Source organism: Pusillimonas sp. ANT_WB101, assembly GCF_008369125.1.
GTDB lineage: Bacteria > Pseudomonadota > Gammaproteobacteria > Burkholderiales > Burkholderiaceae_B > Allopusillimonas.
Map to the genome: position 1 here is coordinate 1,328,615 of NZ_VOAY01000001.1, position 19,133 is coordinate 1,347,747.

Genomic DNA, 19,133 nt, shown 5'->3' on the forward strand with positions numbered 1-19,133 from the left:
CCAGCTCGCACGAAGGCGTCAAAAAAATCACCTTAAGGACACGCGTCCGACCTGCCACACGAAAAGGTCTGAAGAACCATTCTTAAAATACCTCATTCAAGATGCGTATGCGTAGCAATCATAGGCGTGAACACAAAACTCCAGACACTTCCAGCCGATACCTGATATTGGCGGCCACAGCCCATCGTCTACCCCGTCTACGTCATCGCCTACCCAGCGCATGACTCCCGCGTGCCGTGCCCGGAAGCGCTGGGGCCGGCATGCGTCAAATCAAGACAACAGCGCCCTCTCTTTGAGCCGGTTGAGTGCATCGCGCGCTGCCGCCGCCTGCTCAAACTCCAGGTTTTTGGCATGATCGGTCATTAATGCGCTTAGTCGCCGCATCTCGCGGGCCAGTGCTTTGTCATCACGCAATATTTCGAGTGGAATATCATCATCAGGCCTGGGCTGCACAGGCGCGCCCATGACGCCATCAATCAGTTCACGTACGGCCTTGTTGACGCCGCGTGCGGTAATGCCGTGCTCTTCATTAAATGCCAACTGTTTGAGACGTCGCCTTTCGGTCTCGTCCATGGCCCGCCGCATCGAATCGGTAATACGATCGGCGTACAAAATGGCGTGCCCGTTGATATTACGCGCTGCCCTGCCTATGGTCTGGATCAGGCTGCGCTCTGACCGCAAAAAGCCTTCTTTGTCGGCGTCGAGTATGGCCACCAGTGAAACTTCAGGGATATCAAGCCCCTCACGCAGCAAGTTAATACCTACCAGCACGTCAAATATACCGAGCCTGAGGTCGCGAATAATTTCAACGCGCTCTACCGTATCAATATCAGAATGCAGGTAACGCACTTTAAGGCCGCTTTCCACCAGATAGTCGGTAAGGTCCTCCGACATGCGCTTGGTCAGCGTGGTAACCAGTACACGCTCGCCCGCGGCAATACGTAGTTTGGCTTCACCCAGCAAATCATCAACCTGCGTTACGGCAGGCCGTATTTCTACCAAGGGATCAACCAGGCCTGTGGGTCGCACCACCTGCTCTACGACATTATCGGCGTGCTCGTGTTCGTATACAGATGGAGTTGCCGATACAAACACGCACTGTCGCATGCGCTGCTCAAACTCTTCAAGTTTTAGCGGCCGGTTATCCATGGCGGAAGGTAGGCGAAAGCCGAATTGCACCAGGGTAGATTTGCGTGAACGGTCACCCCTGTACATGGCACTTAACTGCCCCATGGTGACGTGGCTTTCGTCGATAAACATGAGGGCGTCGCGAGGCAGGTAGTCAATAAGTGTTGGCGGAGGGTCACCGGGTGCTGCACCTGAAAGATGCCTGGAGTAGTTTTCAATGCCTTTGCAAAACCCCAGCTCCTGCATCATTTCCAGATCAAAACGGGTACGCTGCTCCAGCCTTTGCGCTTCGACCAGCTTGCCCTCTTGCGTTAGCAAGGCCAAACGCTCGCGCAATTCAACTTTAATGGTTTCGATGGCACGCAATATGGTTTCGCGCGGCGTCACGTAATGCGAGCTTGGAAACACCGTAAAGCGGGGGATTTTCTGGCGTATCTTGCCAGTGAGCGGGTCAAACATCTGCAGCGATTCGATTTCGTCATCGAATAGCGTAATGCGCAAGGCCAGCTCGGCGTGTTCTGCCGGGAACACATCAATGGTTTCGCCACGCGCCCGGAAATTGCCTCGGGTAAATTCGACGTCGTTGCGCTCGTACTGCATGGCGACCAGCCGACCCAGCAGTTGCTGACGCGGAATGCGATCACCACAACGCAGCGTAAGCACCATGGCGTGATAGTCGCCCGGGTTACCTATACCGTAAATACAGGAGACGGTACCCACAATGATGGTGTCGCGGCGCTCAAGCAGGCTTTTGGTGGCCGACAGCCGCATCTGCTCGATGTGCTCATTGATGGATGAGTCTTTCTCGATGAAGAGATCACGCGCCGCCACGTAGGCTTCGGGCTGATAGTAGTCGTAATACGACACAAAGTACTCAACGGCATTACGCGGAAAAAACTCGCGCATTTCAGCATATAGCTGAGCCGCCAGCGTTTTGTTGGGCGCAAGCACGATGGCCGGTCTGCCCGTGCGGGCGATGACGTTGGCCATGGTGTAGGTTTTGCCTGAGCCAGTTACCCCTAGCAGGGTCTGAAACATAAGCCCATCATCAATGCCATCAACCAGGGCATCGATGGCCGCCGGCTGGTCACCGGCCGGGGGATACGGCTGGTAAAGTTGAAACGGGCTGCCTTCAAACTCAAGAAAACCGGGGGCTGCAAGATTAACACTAACCATCGCGTACTAGACTTTTTAAGGGTAAACCCCTTATTATCACATTAATACTCTTTCTTTTCCCCACTACTTTTTGCTTCCCTAACATGACATCTCTCTTTGAAGGCGTCGAACTGGCGCCGCGCGATCCTATTCTTGGTCTTAACGAACAATATAACGCCGATGCGCGCACCAGCAAGGTCAACCTTGGTGTAGGTGTTTATTATGACGACCAAGGGCGCATTCCGCTGCTCGACGCCGTCCGCAAGGCCGAAGACGCCTTGGTACAAGCGCACTCGCCGCGCGGCTATCTGCCTATCGACGGCATCCCCGGCTACAACTCGGGCGCGCAAGCCCTGCTGCTTGGCAAAAACTCTCCTCTGCTGGCCTCGGGCCGTGTGCTAACAGCACAAACCCTGGGTGGTACGGGTGCCCTCAAAATTGGTGCTGACTTCCTCAAGCTATTGCTGCCCAACTCCAAAGTTGTCATCAGCAACCCCAGCTGGGAAAACCACCGTGCACTGTTCCAGGCCGCAGGCTTTACGGTAGACACCTACCCCTACTATGACGCTGCTACGCATGGCCTGGACTTTGCCGGCATGCTCAGCGGTCTGCAGGCGCTGCCCGAAAAAACCATTGTGGTGCTGCACGCTTGCTGTCACAACCCCACGGGTGTTGATCCTACACTTGATCAATGGAAGCAGATCGTTGAAGTGGTCAAGCAAAAAAATCTTGTACCTTTTGTCGACATTGCTTACCAAGGCTTTGGTGACGGGCTCGAAGAAGACGCTGCTGTTGCGCGTCTGTTTGCTGACAGCGACCTCACCATGCTGATCAGCTCGTCTTTCTCCAAGTCGTTCTCACTGTATGGCGAACGCGTGGGTGCGCTCACTTTAGTATGCTCGTCCAAAGAAGAAAGCACACGCGTGCTCAGTCAGCTCAAGCGCGTTATTCGCACCAACTACTCCAACCCACCTACACATGGCGGCAAAATTGTGGCGTCGGTGCTAAACACGCCTGAGCTTAATGATGTCTGGACGGCAGAGCTTGCAAGCATGCGTGATCGCATCCGCACTATGCGAACTCAGTTGGTCGAAAAGCTAAAGGCGAATGGCGTCAGCCAGGACTTTGACTTCGTCCTGAAGCAGCGCGGCATGTTCTCGTATTCCGGCCTGACATCCGAACAGGTTGATCGTCTGCGCGAAGAACACGGTGTATACGCGGTCAGCAGTGGCCGTATTTGCGTTGCTGCACTAAACAGCGGCAATATTGATGCCGTGGCCAAAGCGATTGCGGCGGTTATCGCCTAGTCGTTTAGCCCTGGGGCCAGTACACCGCGAAGTAGCGGCCTGGCCCTCTATGCTTTCCCAAATGCTCCGTCTCATGCAGTGAGCCACACCCCAAAATTGGACACAGATCCAATCCTTGGGGTGGATCAGCTCAAATCAGCTCGAGCCCTGCGAAGTTAAACGTTTTCTCTTAACTTCGTGTCCAGAAGATTAATTTCTCTCCAGGCGTCATAAGCCGTCCAGCTTCTGGGGGTCAGTTCACGCATGCCGTCGGAGCATTTTGTTGGCGTGCGCAAATTGAATCCACTTCGTTCTTAATTAGCACTTTAGCCTGATGAATTCCGGCCAGATTCAAGGCGTATTCACGATATATTTACTTGTTTTAAGTCCACTCTGGCCGCTGTAAAACCCGCTTTAATTGGCCAATGCCAAGAGATACGCGGTCAAAACGGGCCAAAACCGCTTAAAACCCTTATGTCGCTTGATCTTCCGGCAAATATGTTGCAGAATTCAGACTGTATAAAAATACAGTTCGGAAGACTATGGCCGTCAAACTCACCGCTCGTCAGCAACAAATACTCGATTTGATCCGCAGCGAGATCATACGCACGGGTTTTCCACCCACGCGTGCCGAAATCGCCAGCGTACTGGGTTTCCGCTCGCCCAACGCTGCCGAAGATCATCTTAAGGCGCTTGCCCGCAAAGGAGCTATCGAGCTAACTCCTGGCGCGTCACGCGGAATCCGGCTTACCGAAACAGGCCCGGTCGGGGGCCTCGCTGCCGATTTGGGCGGCTCTTCGCTTTCCAGAGCCTTTGCGCCGCTATTGGTGCCGCTCGTCGGGCGTGTGGCCGCGGGTAGCCCCATACTGGCGGCTGAACACGTTGAGCGTGAAGTCGGTATCGAACCTTCTTTGTTTACCCAAACCCCAGACTACCTATTACGGGTGCGCGGCCTAAGTATGCGTGATGCAGGCATACTTGATGGCGACTTGCTGGCGGTACGCAAGTCACCTGAAGCCCGAAACGGCCAGATTGTCGTTGCACGGCTGGGTGATGAGGTTACGGTTAAGCGGTTTTCGCGTCACGGCCGCCATATACAACTGCTGCCTGAAAACCCCGATTTCGAGCCTATTAACGTAAGCTCTGATGACGAATTTTCTCTGGAAGGGATTGCTGTTGGGTTAATTCGCAGCACGCCGCTGCAGTAATTACTTGGCGCTTCAGCAAACTTGCACGCCTTACTTGGCGCTGTAACGGGCAGCTTGCCCGGCCTACAGCGCCCGCTGTATGCACAGATTATTTAGCTACGGCCAATGCAACGCGCGCACGGTAATGATGCCAACATATATTTTTATTATTGTCGGGTGCACATCGTACCTAACTGGCATTAATCAAAAACCGCCTCAAGCCGCTCGGCATCCAACGCCTTAAGTGCCCACCCCTGAAGCGTTGCAGTATCTGCCTGCGCAATGCGGGTAGCTACCCACGCCGGCAACTGACCAAACCGGCGCTCAAGCATTGCTGACAGCAGCCGTGCGGCGCTGTTTCTGCCTTCTTGACGTCCTTCTTCACGACCTTTTTGCAGGCCACGGGCCTCACCCAAACGTTCGATGCTAGTTACATAAGGCATGTTAAGCTCCGTTTCTATTGCTCCTACGGCCTGTTCAAAGGCCGGTTCAAGATCTTTGGGAAGACACATTATCCAGTCGATAATGCGGAATAGCTGCTGGATGCGCCGGCGATCGTAACGATGCTGAAACAGCAAGCGAATAAGCCTGACTTTAGTCAACAAGCGCTCGCTTGCGCCATGATGCGCCTGGGCATCTAGCTGGGCCATTACCACTAAAGCAAACGGATTGAGCGCCGCAAGATCAACCAATGACACTCTGTCATCCTCCCAACGGCGCAAGTGTACGACGGGAAAACGAAAACACATTTGACATTTGCCTAGACGTTGACGGTGCACCAATACGGATGGCCCGCCTGTGCTTGAAGTAAGAATGACCAGGCTATAAAACGAAGTATTCCTGGCCTCAAGCTCGATTCGGTCTGAAGAACCCACGCCCACCATTTTCTGTCGCACGTAGCGGTCCCATATGCGATAAAAATACGTGAACATGCGTTGAGCCAGCTGGGCAAGGCTTGTGCCGCTTGGCGGGCCGCTTTCAACTTCAACATGCACCAGAACCCAGGCCTGGCCATTATCAAGACGATGCAGCTTGACGAGTTTGTCAGCATAGCGACGACCATTTGGCGAGTCGGGGGCAAGGGCTTGCAGCTCTGTATCAAGAAACACCGGTGCGACGGACCAGTCAATAAGCACATGCAATTCGGGCGCCAGTAACGCGACGAAATCTTCAAAAAAGTAATTAAGCGCCTCTTTCCAGGGGCTGTCGTAATCAGTGGCTTGCGTTGACATCGGAAGCTTTAGGCTATTGTTGCAGGAGACACTACTTTAATGTCGCGCCCTACTGCCCCACGCGCTTGAAGCTAGGCAATATCCATCCGTAAATGTCCTGATTGCCCCTGCGGTTTATGACGCAAAAAAACCCCGCCTTGCCCTGAATTTACGCCTGTTTGGACATTGTCCAAACAGGCATGTTGTTCAGTTGCAGGACGAGGTTTCAGGCTTGCAGTGTGATCGATTAGTGCTTGATCAAACCATCAGACCCAACATCGGTAACGGGGTTGGCGCGAGCCGCTGCCGCGGCCTCTGCCGCCAGACGAGCCACTTCTTCGTCAGACAACGGCGTTGGCATGGTTTCGAGTGCCACTTCAAGTACGCGATCGATCCAGCGCACAGGAATGATTTCGAGGTGGTTCTTTACGTTGTCTGGGATCTCGGCGAGATCTTTGACGTTTTCCTCAGGAATCATTACTGTTTTGATGCCACCACGGTGCGCCGCCAGCAGCTTTTCTTTCAGGCCACCGATGGGGAGCACTTCGCCGCGCAAGGTGATCTCACCCGTCATGGCCACATCTGCGCGCACTGGGATGCCAGTAAGCGCCGATACCATGGCAGTGGTGATGGCAATACCTGCAGACGGCCCGTCTTTGGGTGTTGCCCCTTCAGGAAAGTGCACGTGCAGGTCACGCTTTTCGAAGGCCGTGTTGCCGATGCCCCATTTTTGGGCACGCGACCGCACGACGGTACGCGCAGCTTCAACGGACTCTTTCATGACGTCGCCCAATGAACCGGTGCGCTGCACCAGGCCTTTACCCGGCATGTCTGCAACCTCAATAGTGAGCAGATCACCACCGACTTCAGTCCAGGCCAGACCAGTAACTTGACCGACCTTGTTCTCTTTTTCGGCCAGGCCATAGCTAAACCGTCGCACACCAAGAAAGTCTGCCAGGTTTTCGGCCGTGACATCTACATGCTCAACGGGCTGAGCTGTTTGACTTTTGGCTTTCTTTTTGGCAACGACCGGGTTTTTGCTGAGCAAGCGCTTGACCACTTTACGACAGATTTTGCTGATTTCGCGCTCGAGCGCCCGCACACCTGCTTCGCGAGTGTAATAACGCACAATGTCACGAATGGCAGACTCTTCGATGCTGAGCTCGCCTTCTTGCACGCCGTTGTTCTTCATGAGCTTGGGCAGCAGGTGATCGAAGGCGATATGCACTTTTTCGTCTTCGGTGTAACCCGACAAGCGAATGACTTCCATACGGTCGAGCAGCGCCGGCGGTATGTTGAGCGTGTTGCTCGTGGCCACAAACATGGTGTCGGACAGATCGAAGTCGACCTCAATGTAGTGGTCTTGGAACGTATGGTTTTGTTCAGGATCAAGCACCTCGAGCAATGCCGACGATGGGTCGCCCCTGAAATCTGCACCCATCTTGTCGATTTCGTCGAGCAAGAACAACGGGTTGCGCACCCCTACCTTGGACATGTTTTGCAGAATTTTGCCTGGCATGGAACCAATGTAGGTACGACGGTGACCGCGGATCTCTGCCTCATCGCGCACGCCACCCAGGGCCATCCGCGTGAACTTGCGGTTGGTGGCACGTGCAATGGACTGGCCCAGCGAGGTTTTACCCACCCCAGGAGGCCCTACCAGACAGAGAATGGGCGCCTTGAGCTTTTCAACGCGCTGCTGCACGGCCAGGTACTCAATAATGCGTTCTTTGACCTTTTCTAGGCCGTAGTGATCCGCGTCAAGCACCTGCTCGGCGTTGGTAATAGAGTTGTTGACACGGCTTTTCTTGCGCCATGGCAGACTGATGACGGTGTCGATGTAGTTGCGCACCACGGTTGCCTCGGCAGACATGGGCGACATGAGCTTAAGTTTTTTAACCTCAGCGTCTACCTTTTTGCGGGCTTCTTTCGGCAAGTGAGCAGCTTCGATTTTTTTCTCGAGCTCTTCAATGTCAGCACCATCTTCGCCCTCGCCCAGCTCTTTCTGAATGGCTTTTACTTGCTCATTGAGATAGTAGTCGCGCTGGCTTTTTTCCATCTGCTTTTTGACACGGCCACGAATGCGCTTCTCAACCTGCAGTATGTCGATCTCGGATTCGAGTTGCGACAACAGGGTTTCAAGGCGTGGGGCGGTGCCGACGACCTCAAGCATGGATTGTTTTTGCTCGAGCTTAAGCGGCAGGTGGGCAGCGATGGTGTCGGCAAGACGCCCTGCATCGTCAATACCCGCCAAGGACGTAAGAATTTCTTGGGGGATTTTTTTATTGAGTTTGACGTATTGCTCAAACTGGGCAACCACAGCACGTCGCAGCGCTTCGGATTCTGCGCCTTGGTCGGCTTCGACCTCAACAGGTACGACTACCGCCATGAAGTGCGTTTCGGCATCGCTGACGCTTTGAATGCGCGCGCGCTGCACACCTTCTACCAGCACCTTAACCGTGCCGTCAGGCAATTTGAGCATTTGAAGAATGCTTGCTGCACAGCCGATCTCGTAGAGATCTTCTGGGGTGGGGTCATCTTTGCCGGCTGACTTTTGCGCCACCAGCATGATGTTGTTACCGGATTCCATTGCCAGCTCGAGCGCTTTGATGGAGCGTGGTCGACCGACGAACAGGGGAATCACCATATGCGGAAACACCACGACGTCGCGCAATGGCAACAGCGGCAAGTCCGTAGGTTCTGAAGTGAGAATCTGGCTCGCAGACATAGTAATTTCCTTAAAATTTACCTCTAGATGAAAACGGGAGGCCGCGGCCTCCCTATTTCAGTTCTACCTGCAGGTATATATAGTGGCGATCGCCCGAGTTTCAAGCCCACTCGATTTTGAGTTTGCCACAAACAACGGTTTTGGGCGATCTTTCATGCTATGCGGCGGCATCCTTTAGCTTTTTCGCGGGGCTGTCGGCCTGATCGGCTTTTTTACCCTTGGCATCATCTTCGTAAATAAGTATGGGCGTACCTTCACCCTTTACAGATTTTTCATCAAGTACAACTCGTTTGACATCTTTTTGGGATGGGAGTTCATACATGGTGCCCAATAACGACTGTTCTACGATGGAACGCAAACCGCGTGCGCCTGTGCGGCGCTTGATGGCGCGCTGGGCGATGGCGGTGAGCGCCTCGGGGCGAATTTCAAGCTCGACGTCTTCCATTTCAAACAGTTTTTGAAATTGTTTGATGAGCGAATTTCGCGGCTCGGTGAGAATGCGCACCAAGGTAGCCTCGTCGAGCTCTTGCAGCGTAGCGACCACCGGCAACCGACCGACCAGCTCGGGGATAAGACCGAATTTGATAAGGTCTTCGGGCTCGGCTTCTGCGAAGAGCTCGCCTACACCTCGCTCGGTTTTGGCGCGCACAGATGCTGAAAAGCCAATGCCTGAGCGTTCGGTACGGTCACGGATGACTTTTTCGAGGCCATCAAAGGCACCGCCAACAATGAACAGAATGTTGGTGGTATCAACTTGCACGAAGTCTTGATTGGGGTGCTTACGCCCGCCTTGGGGTGGCACCGAGGCAACCGTGCCTTCGATAAGCTTGAGCAGAGCCTGCTGCACACCTTCACCCGACACGTCGCGAGTAATGGATGGGTTGTCAGCTTTGCGCGAAATTTTGTCGATTTCGTCGATATAGATAATGGCCTTTTGGGCTTTTTCTACATCGTAGTTGCAGTTTTGAAGTAGCTTTTGAACGATGTTTTCAACGTCTTCGCCCACATAGCCAGCTTCGGTAAGCGTGGTGGCATCAGCCATGACAAAGGGCACGTCAAGCATGCGTGCAAGGGTTTGCGCCAGCAGCGTCTTGCCTGAGCCCGTAGGCCCGATAAGCAGGATGTTGCTTTTGGACAGCTCTACGTCGTCGCCTTTGACTTCGCCATAACGAATACGTTTGTAGTGGTTGTAGACAGCGACCGCCAGATTACGCTTGGGGGTGTCTTGACCAATAACGTAGCCGTCAAGAAATGACTTGATTTCATGGGGCGTAGGAAGATCGTTACGAATGGCATCGCGAGCGGCCTCCTGGCTTTCTTCGGTGATGATGTCATTGCAGAGATCAATGCATTCATCACAAATAAACACCGACGGGCCGGCAATAAGCTTGCGCACTTCGTGCTGGCTCTTGTTGCAGAATGAACAGCGCAACACTTTTTCGTCCGCCGATCCTTTTTTTTCGGGCATAAAACTCTTCGTTCAGTTCAGTGGACAGGGCCTAAGCCATGTCGGGGAATAAGTGGCGGACAAGTAATTTGCCCGCCCCAACTGGCTCACTATACCGAATCGGTGCGAGAGACCAGAACTTTGTCTACTAAACCATACGATACCGCATCTTGGGCAGACATGAAATTATCGCGCTCGGTGTCAATTTCAATACGCTCGATGGGTTGGCCGGTATTCTCGGCCAAAATTTCATTGAGACGCTGACGCAGACTGAGAATTTCACGTGCCTGGATTTGGATATCGGAGGCCTGGCCTTGGGTTCCGCCTGATGGCTGGTGGATCATGATGCGCGAGTTGGGCAGAGAGTAACGCTTGCCCTTGGCCCCTGCAGCAAGCAGGAATGCGCCCATGCTGGCCGCCAGGCCAGTACACAGCGTGGATACGTCAGGCTTGACGAACCGCATGGTGTCGAAAATGGCCATGCCGGCGTACACCGACCCGCCAGGCGAGTTGATGTACAGCGAGATGTCTTTTTCGGGGTTCTCGGATTCGAGGAACAGCAGCTGCGCCACGACCAGATTGGCGGTATGGTCGTTGACCGGGCCCACGAAAAAAATGACGCGCTCGCGCAGCAGGCGTGAATAGATGTCGTAGGACCGCTCACCGCGGCCGGATTGCTCGATCACGATGGGCACGTAGCCCAACCCCGTTGGGGCTACCGAATGCCCTCCATGCATGGAAGCGTAAAAATCGGTAAATCGTGACATTGACATTTAGTTGGTCCCCATGATTTCGTCGAACGGCACTTCTTCGTCGGTAACCTGCGCCTTGGAAACAATGTGATCAACAACATTGTCTTCAAGAACGATGGCTTCGATTTCGGCGCGACGTTCACGGTCGGAAAGGTAGTAAGCCACGACTTGCGCCGGCTGCTCGTAGTTTTGTGCAAATTCTTCGATACGTTGGCGAACCTGTTCTGGCTTGGCTTTGAGGTCGGCCGCTTGCACCAGCTCGGAGACCAGCAACCCCAGACGTACACGACGCTCGGACTCTGCCGAGAAGGCCTCGAGGGGGATTGGCACGGACTCGGCATTAGGCACACCGCGTTGCTTGAGCTCTTCGCGTGCAGCTTCTACACGGCCTTGCGCATCGCGCTCAACCAGAGACTTGGGCACGTCAAAGGTGCTGGCTTCAGCCATGGCGTCCATGACGCTGGCTTTGGTACGGGCGTGAGTACGAGCCTTGACTTCGCGTTCGATGTTGGCGCGCACGTCGGCAAGCAGTTTTTCAACGTCGCCTTCTTGCTGGCCCAGCGATTTGGCGAACTCAGCATCAAGCTCGGGCAGAATTGGCTCGGCCACTTCAGTGACGGTAATGGCGAATTCAGCCGTTTTACCGGCGACTTCTTTGCTGCCGTACTCTTCAGGGAAGTTTAGCGGAAAGGTTTTGCTTTCGCCGGCTTTCATGCCGCGCACCGCAGTTTCGAACTCGGGCAACATACGGCCCTGGCCCAGTACGAACGGGAATTTTTCAGCGGAACCGCCTTCGAAAGCTATGCCATCGATGGTGCCGGTGAAGTCGAGCGTGATGCGGTCATCGTCTTGCGCTTCGCGGCCTTCGCGGACCTCGTAGTTGGCGCGCTGCTTGCGCAGAATGTCGATGGTGCGCTGCACTTCTTCGTCGCCCACGGCGGTATTTGCACGCTTAATGGTAAGCGTTGAAAGATCAGGTACTTGTACCTCTGGGTACACCTCAAAAGTAGCGGAGAAAGCCATGATGCCTTCTTCTACGCCTTCAGTTTTGGGTTCGAGTGACGGTGAGCCGGCAACGCGCAGATTGGCGTCTTCGACAACTTTGTCGAGCGAACGGCCTACTTCGGCGTTGATGACGTCGTAACGAATGCCCGGCCCGTGGCTGCGCTCGATAAGAGACAGGGGTGCCTTGCCAGGACGAAAGCCCTGAACCTTGGCTGTACGGGCAACGCGCTTCAGTTGCGCCTGGACTTGTTTTTCTACGTCGGCAATCGATACCGTCAGATCAACACGGCGTTCCAGGCCGGACAAAATTTCAACCTCGGGCATTGGGAACCTATTTAAAAAGTAATTGAAGAAATGAACAGAGCATTTTACCGGAAACTTGCACATGACATGCAAAGTGCCCGAAAAGCGACTTTTCGCCGAGTTCTGGGGCGACTAATGGCCTGGATGGACCAAGTTGCAGACAAGGAAAAAAAAGCTATAATGCTTGGCTACCTGCAGCGAACGTGGCGGAATTGGTAGACGCACCAGATTTAGGTTCTGGCGCCGAGAGGTGTGAGAGTTCGAGTCTCTCCGTTCGCACCATAAAATGGCTTAAACAGTGGTTTTGCAGTGATTTTCGGGGCTTTTTTGACGCCATTCAAAAAGGCCTTTGCTATAAAGATTGAAAGCAGCCATCCTTCGGGGTGGCTTTTTTTCGTCTGAACTACGGTACAAAGACTGAAGGTTAATACATTGTTTGATCACACATCCAGCCCTAGCGCGCGATGGCTTGATCGCCATACGAAATGGCAACCAACACAGCAAGAATAGCCGCACGCCGTGGCGCGATCTTGTATCCATACTCAGGCAAGAGCCAGCGCTTTAGTGGCGCTAGGTTACCCGAGCAATGGAAAATGGCCGGTACCAACTGGCGCAGACGAATGAGCCAATACGTTTATAACGGTCAGTGGGCTTTACTCAAGCTATTTGGATGTGGTGGCGACCACTGCTGGCGGAAACTCAGTGGCGCCGAACATGATCACGCCTGTGTATACGCACAACCAAAATACCACCAAAATTGCAACGATCAGGCGATGAGAAGCCATATATTTTTTATCAGTCACAAGAGCTCCGCGGTAAGTTAATTAACTAAACACGCTATTCTGACCAATACGATGCGCCAGGCGCACTACTACTATAGATCAAAGACGTAGCCGCCGTGCGGCTATTACGACCCGCCACAATTTCATTGTGCAGACAACGCGCTCACACTCTTTTCGACCGATCCGCTGGCCGGGCACACCTTTTATATAGCTTGCCCTCCCCTCTTCGATATGGCTTAGCGGGCTAATAGGCGTTACGTTAATCTAGGCATCAGATAGCCACTCGGACGGCTTTGCTGCGATGACGCAATAGCTACTGGGGGCCGTTGCGCCTGCGCTGGCGAGCGCGGGCTCTTGCAAACCACACGAATGCCCGTGCTCCTGATTAATGATGTAGAGTCAGTTTAATGAATATCGGTATCGCCCCTGAGCAAATATAGGGCCTATCATTTTCATTAATTCCTGTACTACGCAAGACCACGCTTAACAAATACCGATGCGCTCCCCCGTGCCTGCCAGTGCACTCTCTTAACTGATGCAAAGCCTGTTTCGCCTGCGGAGTGAGGTCAGCATTGCAAACGTTAAGCGCCTGGCGTAACTTGCTCATCAAGGGTGATGGGGTTCAGGTATTTTTGCGGTGTTAACAGAATTTGGCCATATTTCAGGAGGCCCCATGTCTTTGACCGTTCAACAAAAACGTGCAGCATTTAAGGCGCTTCATAACGAGGGTTGTTTTCTGCTGCCCAACCCGTGGGATATTGGCAGCGCTTTGTATTTGCAGTCTCTAGGGTTTAAAGCGCTGGCTTCGACAAGTTCGGGCTTTGCCTGGTCGCGGGGCCATCCGGATGGCGGGGTTGCGCTGGCCGATGTGCTGACCCACTTACGTGCGCTGGTAGAGGCGACAGATCTCCCCGTCAATGCTGATTTCGAGGGCGGTCACGCCGCAGATGCCGAGGGGGTCGCCCATAACGTGCGCCTGGCCGTAGACACGGGTGTTGCCGGGCTTTCAATCGAAGACTCTACAGGTAACCGTGACGCACCATTACGCGATATTGAAGACGCTGTGGCACGTATGCGCGCAGCGCGTGCGGCAATCGATGCCGCCGGTGGCGACACACTACTGGTGGGGCGGGCAGAAAACTTTATCGTGGGTCGCCCCGATCTGCCCGACACAATTGCGCGCCTGAAAGCCTATGCCGAGGCCGGCGCTGATTGCCTGTATGCACCGGGCATCCACACCCGCGAGCAGATTGCCGCGATCGTGGCAGCTGTTGCCCCCAAACCTGTCAACCTATTGGTCGGGTCGGCCTCTGTTCTAACCATGCAAGACATCGCTGCACTAGGCGTACGCCGCGTCAGTGTTGGAGGCGGCCTAGCCAGAGTCGCCTGGGGCGGGATGCAGAGAGCAGCCCGCCTTTTGATAGAAGAAGGCCGCTTCGATGGGTTTGCCGACGCAGCGCCCTACCCTGAACTGAATGCGGTGTTTAACCACAAGTAGGTGAATACGGTGAGGTTCCCCAAATAAAACGGGTATTGTCGTTGCATACTTGTAAAGAGCGGGGGATTCTACGCGCCAACGCAGATCAAATTAAAAAAAAGACTCAAGCGCGAAGCAGTAAGACTGGCACATCGCACCAGCTCTAGCACTAGCCAAGCCAGGATGGTGCGTGAGCCTGGGATTAACAGTCACCTGCTCACGCGCTGGGTATCGAAGCCACTGCACGCCCGGCGCGCGTGGCAGTGCCTAAAACCTCCAAGACACCACTACCAAAAACTGCAAACTCTCACAAATTAGCGGGCGGCCTAAAAAGGTGCTCGCCGGATTCACTCAGGACGTCTTGCGATTTCTGTCGGTCTTTTCTTGTGGGTAGTTATCTACCTCAATGTCGGCCAGGGCCTGTGCAGCCTGCCGGAGCGCAGGCAGGCAAGTCATGATGCGCTCGCCATGAAAACGTATCGAGGGTGCCTGGATAGCCACAGCGAGATTGGATTTCCCCCGAGCCACAGGGACCAGCACGGCAATGCAGGTCAAGCCTGGCAAGAATTCTTCGACGTCTAGTGCATAGCCTTCTCGGCCAACACGCTGCAGTTCGGCTTCGACAGCTTCGCGGGTGATCAGTGTTTTTTCTGTGTATTTTTCGAGTGCAGATGGCACCAGCAAGCGCTTGCGTTGTGCTGCCGTCATCTGCATGAGAAACAGCTTGCCGCTGGCTGAGCAATGCAGCGGCACGCGCGAACCTGAATGCAGGTAGAAGCGTAGTGGCGCAGGGGTCTCGACCCGGTCTAGGTACAACACCTCGTTACCGGCGCAACTGGTGATATTGCCGCTTTCACCCACCTCAGCGACCAAGGCACGCAACACATTGCGGCGCGCCCCTTGCAGCGTGTTATTAAGCAGCAGCTTTTCGGCAAAGCGTCGCAGCCGAGCGCCAGCGCTGTAGTGCCGACCATCACCGTCTCGCTGAACCATGCCGGCATCGTCGAGCTGCTGCAGCATGCGATGCAAGGTGGGTTTGGGTAGCCCGAGTTCCTGCACCAGATCTTGCAGCGAAAAGTACTGATCCTTTTCCGCAATAACTTCCAGCAACGAAAATAGACGTATTGCCGGGGTATCGCCTTCCAATTTCGGGGACTTAGAAGCCGGGTGATTTAGACTCATGACAGCTCAGGCTTTATATTTCAATAGCAGGATTTGAGTATACCCACATCAATAAATACCTCCAGATCAATCATGTACATAGTCAGTACACACACGGTGTGAGGTTATTTGACAAGGTTAGGTAGCCACAAGGCAATACTGGGGAAGAAGAAGATCAGTAAAAGCCCCAGAAGTTGCAGCGAAATAAACGGCCATACCGAACCATAAACGGCACCCATATTGACGTCGGGGGGCAATATGCCCTTTATCCAGAACAGCACAAAACCAAAGGGTGGCGATAAATAAGCGATCTGGATATTGACCACAAACAGCACGCCAAACCACACTTTGTCGACGCCCAGCTCGTTGATGATGGGCAGAAACAGTGGTGTGCACAGCATGATGATGGCCCAGTCATCCATGACTGTGCCCAACACTAAAACGATAAGCATCATCATGGCCAGGATACCGATAGTGCCGCCAGGCACGCTTAGCACCAGTTGCGTGAGCAGATCCTGCGCCCCAAGGGCATTGAAAATATTCAGATAAATATTGGCGCCGATCAGAATCCAGAACCCCATGCCGCATAACTTCAGGGTGCTGATAACGGAGTCTAAAAAGATCTTCCAGGTAAGCTGGCGGTAAATCAGGTTAATGATGAGCGCGCCAGCGGCACCGAAACTAGCCGACTCAGCCGGCGTGGCAATACCACCCCAGATCGAGCCGAGCACGATGACGATAAGGACGACGAAAGGCCATATATCTAGTACTGAGCGCGCTTTTTCAGCACGCGTAAAACGCTGGTCGGGCGGCAGCGGTGGCCCGATGTGCGGCTGAAAGTGGCAGCGAATGCCGATATACAGCACGTAAAACACGGCCAGCATAATGCCTGGCACAACGCCAGCCAGGAAAAGATCACCGATAGATGTGTTGGACAGCAGGCCGTAAAAGATAAACGGTACGCTGGGCGGGATCAACGCACCTAGCGCACCCCCGGCACCGATAGACCCGATTGCAATCTTGCGACTGTAGCCAAACTTCATCATCGATGGATAGGCGATTTGCCCCATCGTGATGGTCGCTGGAGGTGTAATGCCAGTGACAGCAGCAAAGATTGTGCAGACGACCACCGTGCCCATGGCCAGGCCTCCAGCAATATGGCCGATAAGCTTGTAGACCGCAGAATAGGCTGAGTCTGCAACGCCAGAAAAACGGATTAGATTCCCCATAAGTAAAAACAAGGGGATGGTAATGAGGATGGAGTTCCAGGGCGTGTAATAAAACGCGCTAGGAATTGCCAGCAAGGAGCGCGGCGAAAAAATCGCCGCAAAGAGAACGGCCGTGCCACCCAGACCGAAGGCTACCGGAAGCCCCATGAAAAGGACAAGAAACATGGTGCAGAAATACAGCACCGTAATGACTTCCAGGCTCATCGGATGTCCTTATTCATGATTTGGGCGGAGGCAGACTAACTGCCCCAAGGAGCAGGCCCGGCAACATACCGGGCCAGACTAGCAGGTGCTTTACTGATGGTCTTTGAAATACTGCTTCCAGAGCTCTACGCCTTTGGCATTGCGCTTTGATTGCTCAGCAACCTTGGGCCAGACATCAGTCATTGCCTTTTCGCGCATGCGCTGTACTTCTTCTTCAGGCATGACAATGACTTCGCCGCCAGCATCTTTAAGCGTTTTAATTGAGCTGTCGACGGCATCCATGTGCATTTTGCTGGTCTCAAAGTACATCTTCTTGAAGATTCCTTCGATTTGCTTGCGCTGCCAATCGGTAAGCTCGTTCCACTTCTCCAGGTTCACAAAGGTTTCCTGGTGCTGAGCTGGGTTCCAGCCAGGCATGCTGGCGTATTTGATGACCTCGGGGAAGTGCATGTCAGCAATGCCACCGGTATCCCAGTAGGTGCCGTCGATTGTGCCTAATTTGATGGCGGTGTAGATATCACCGGCATCCATCGAAACTGGCGCGCCGCCCATGGCGGCATGAAAGATGGCTTGAGGGCCGCCGGCACGCATTTTCTTGCCTTTCAGGTCTTCGAGTTTTTTAATGGGAAAGGTGGTGAACATGGAGTTGGGACCTTGGTCGGTCCAGCCTATCCAGTGCAACCCCCGCTCGTGGGCGGCTTCTTGCACCAGGTCGCCTATGCGGTATTTTGGGTCGCCCCACATGGCATCCCAGGCTTGCTCCGGCCCATTTGCCCCCATGGCCAGGCCATAAGCCAGCATGCCTTCAGGCATTTCCCCGCCATAAACGGTTGCCCAACCTGCATAGCCGTCGGTCATGCCGGCGGCGGCGGCGCCAAACGCTTCAGCACCACTGGTCAGCGCCCCAGCGGGTTCAACGCGAATGATTACGGTGCCTTGAGTAGCCTCTTCAACGGCTTTGACCCAGGGGATGAGCCCGCGCCCCCAACCGGCGTCTGAGCTATCGAAGGCGGGCTGAAAAGTCCATTTGGTGATTTTATCGGGTGGACCATCTTTGTCTGCCGCAAATACCGCGCCGGGCATGGTCGCAAAGCCTGTAAACGCTACTAGCATTGAGGCAATAAATAAACGTTTTTTCATGTCTCTCTCCTGTTTTTACTGTTTTTACTTTCTTTGCTGTCTAGGCGCAGCTTGGTTGCTTGGGGTGAAGTCGGGTTTATCTCCCGAAGAGTATTCTCAGGTCTCGGAAGAATTGACGTATAACGAGCAGCAGCATAACAATGGCGCTGAGCGGGATGATGGTCTTGATGGGGTAAATAGGAATGCGTATGGCCGTTGGCGTAACCTGTCCCAATTTGATAGAGATCATGGCGGATTGCCAGCCTTTCCAGATGAGAACGAACAGGAACATGAACGTGAAGACGGCCGTGATGACGTCACAAAAGGCTTTGGTGCGGGTGGAGAAGTTGGCGTAGAACAGGTCTAGTTTGATGAAGTCGCCGTGCACATAGGCGTAGGCTCCGGCCATACACGCCAACAACACCAGAGCGGCTTGCAGGGTTGTGCCTATCCACAGTGAAGGCGAGTTCATGACATATCGCAAAAATACATCGGTAAGCGAGAACGTCATGCAATAGAGAATGAGGATCACCCCAATCCCGCCCATCCAGTTGGTCACGCGATCGAGCAGTCTGCTGGAAACTTCGCTGATTTTCATGGTGCACGCATCCCGGTTGGTGTTTGCGATCTCCTTCCCAATATAGAAAGTGAAACGCCATGTTCCTATTAGTGAAATCCCTATCGACTTTTCATTATTGCGTTCTTTACCACGTGTCGCCTGGTGTAACGCGGCGTGTCTAAACGGCCCGCGCTGCAGGGCGGCGATGATCTGGCGGCGGGATATCAGCGGCAGATTTTCGGCCTGTGTTTTTTTTCGAATATCGGGCAAAAAGTGCAAAAAAATACGCCAGCTCTGCGCGGGCTGGCGTATTTATGTGCTGTGCAGTCGTTGCTTAGAAGCAGTGTCAGCTTGGCGCCGCTGGTAGGTGGGCGCAGGCGGACAGGCGGCTGCGGCCTGG

14 protein-coding genes and 1 tRNA gene are annotated in these 19,133 nt (G+C 54.0%); 4 read left to right on the plus strand and 11 right to left on the minus strand.

Annotated features, from left to right (window positions below; all coding sequences use genetic code 11):
* Window positions 1-270 precede the first annotated feature (270 nt).
* Window positions 271-2,304 carry an excinuclease ABC subunit UvrB gene (uvrB, locus tag FQ179_RS06055; RefSeq protein ID WP_149396327.1) on the minus strand — a complete coding sequence of 678 codons (2,034 nt, stop codon included), beginning with the start codon at window positions 2,302-2,304 and terminating at the stop codon, window positions 271-273.
* Window positions 2,305-2,387: 83 nt separating this feature from the next.
* On the opposite strand from uvrB, the gene FQ179_RS06060 reads away from it, so the two are divergent.
* Both FQ179_RS06060 and lexA read left to right on the plus strand, forming a co-directional pair.
* A complete protein-coding gene (locus FQ179_RS06060) occupies window positions 2,388-3,590 on the plus strand; it encodes an amino acid aminotransferase (protein ID WP_149396328.1) in 1,203 nt (400 codons plus the stop codon).
* Between the two features lie 521 nt (window positions 3,591-4,111).
* Window positions 4,112-4,777 (plus strand): transcriptional repressor LexA, encoded by a 666-nt coding sequence (gene lexA, locus FQ179_RS06065; protein WP_149396329.1) that lies wholly within the window; start codon window positions 4,112-4,114, stop codon window positions 4,775-4,777.
* A gap of 179 nt (window positions 4,778-4,956) precedes the next feature.
* Here the strand turns inward: lexA and FQ179_RS06070 are convergent, their stop codons facing one another.
* The 5 genes from FQ179_RS06070 to tig all read right to left on the minus strand — a co-directional run bounded on the left by FQ179_RS06070 (window position 4,957) and on the right by tig (window position 12,223).
* Complete coding sequence (locus FQ179_RS06070) at window positions 4,957-5,988, minus strand: hypothetical protein (RefSeq protein ID WP_149396330.1); 1,032 nt, start codon at window positions 5,986-5,988, stop codon at window positions 4,957-4,959.
* A gap of 226 nt (window positions 5,989-6,214) precedes the next feature.
* Window positions 6,215-8,695 (minus strand): endopeptidase La, encoded by a 2,481-nt coding sequence (lon, locus tag FQ179_RS06075; protein ID WP_149396331.1) that lies wholly within the window; start codon window positions 8,693-8,695, stop codon window positions 6,215-6,217.
* Between the two features lie 157 nt (window positions 8,696-8,852).
* Entirely contained in the window at window positions 8,853-10,163 is a 1,311-nt protein-coding gene (clpX, locus tag FQ179_RS06080; RefSeq protein ID WP_149396332.1) for an ATP-dependent Clp protease ATP-binding subunit ClpX, read from the minus strand.
* An 89-nt stretch (window positions 10,164-10,252) separates the two neighbouring features.
* Window positions 10,253-10,909: an ATP-dependent Clp endopeptidase proteolytic subunit ClpP gene (gene clpP, locus FQ179_RS06085; RefSeq protein WP_149396930.1), complete on the minus strand. Its 657-nt coding sequence runs from the start codon at window positions 10,907-10,909 to the stop codon at window positions 10,253-10,255.
* A gap of 6 nt (window positions 10,910-10,915) precedes the next feature.
* Entirely contained in the window at window positions 10,916-12,223 is a 1,308-nt protein-coding gene (gene tig / locus FQ179_RS06090) for a trigger factor (protein ID WP_149396333.1), read from the minus strand.
* A 176-nt stretch (window positions 12,224-12,399) separates the two neighbouring features.
* Here tig and FQ179_RS06095 point away from each other — a divergent pair.
* Window positions 12,400-12,484 (plus strand) — tRNA-Leu (locus tag FQ179_RS06095).
* Between the two features lie 380 nt (window positions 12,485-12,864).
* Here FQ179_RS06095 and FQ179_RS22235 read toward each other — a convergent pair.
* Complete coding sequence (locus tag FQ179_RS22235) at window positions 12,865-13,005, minus strand: hypothetical protein (RefSeq protein WP_188074513.1); 141 nt, start codon at window positions 13,003-13,005, stop codon at window positions 12,865-12,867.
* 652 nt (window positions 13,006-13,657) lie between these two features.
* Between FQ179_RS22235 and FQ179_RS06100 the strand changes: the two genes are divergently transcribed.
* Entirely contained in the window at window positions 13,658-14,482 is an 825-nt protein-coding gene (locus tag FQ179_RS06100) for an oxaloacetate decarboxylase (protein ID WP_149396334.1), read from the plus strand.
* A 330-nt stretch (window positions 14,483-14,812) separates the two neighbouring features.
* Here FQ179_RS06100 and FQ179_RS06105 read toward each other — a convergent pair whose 3' ends face one another.
* The 4 genes from FQ179_RS06105 to FQ179_RS06120 all read right to left on the minus strand — a co-directional run bounded on the left by FQ179_RS06105 (window position 14,813) and on the right by FQ179_RS06120 (window position 19,012).
* The gene (locus FQ179_RS06105) at window positions 14,813-15,643 is read right to left on the minus strand and encodes an IclR family transcriptional regulator (protein WP_149396335.1); all 831 of its coding nucleotides are present in this window, start codon (window positions 15,641-15,643) and stop codon (window positions 14,813-14,815) included.
* A gap of 104 nt (window positions 15,644-15,747) precedes the next feature.
* The gene (locus FQ179_RS06110) at window positions 15,748-17,055 is read right to left on the minus strand and encodes a TRAP transporter large permease subunit (protein WP_149396336.1); all 1,308 of its coding nucleotides are present in this window, start codon (window positions 17,053-17,055) and stop codon (window positions 15,748-15,750) included.
* A 90-nt stretch (window positions 17,056-17,145) separates the two neighbouring features.
* Window positions 17,146-18,195 (minus strand): TRAP transporter substrate-binding protein, encoded by a 1,050-nt coding sequence (locus tag FQ179_RS06115; RefSeq protein ID WP_149396337.1) that lies wholly within the window; start codon window positions 18,193-18,195, stop codon window positions 17,146-17,148.
* Window positions 18,196-18,271: 76 nt separating this feature from the next.
* Window positions 18,272-19,012, minus strand: a complete 741-nt coding sequence (locus FQ179_RS06120) for a TRAP transporter small permease subunit (RefSeq protein WP_149396338.1) — start codon at window positions 19,010-19,012, stop codon at window positions 18,272-18,274.
* Between the last annotated feature and the right edge of the window lie 121 nt (window positions 19,013-19,133).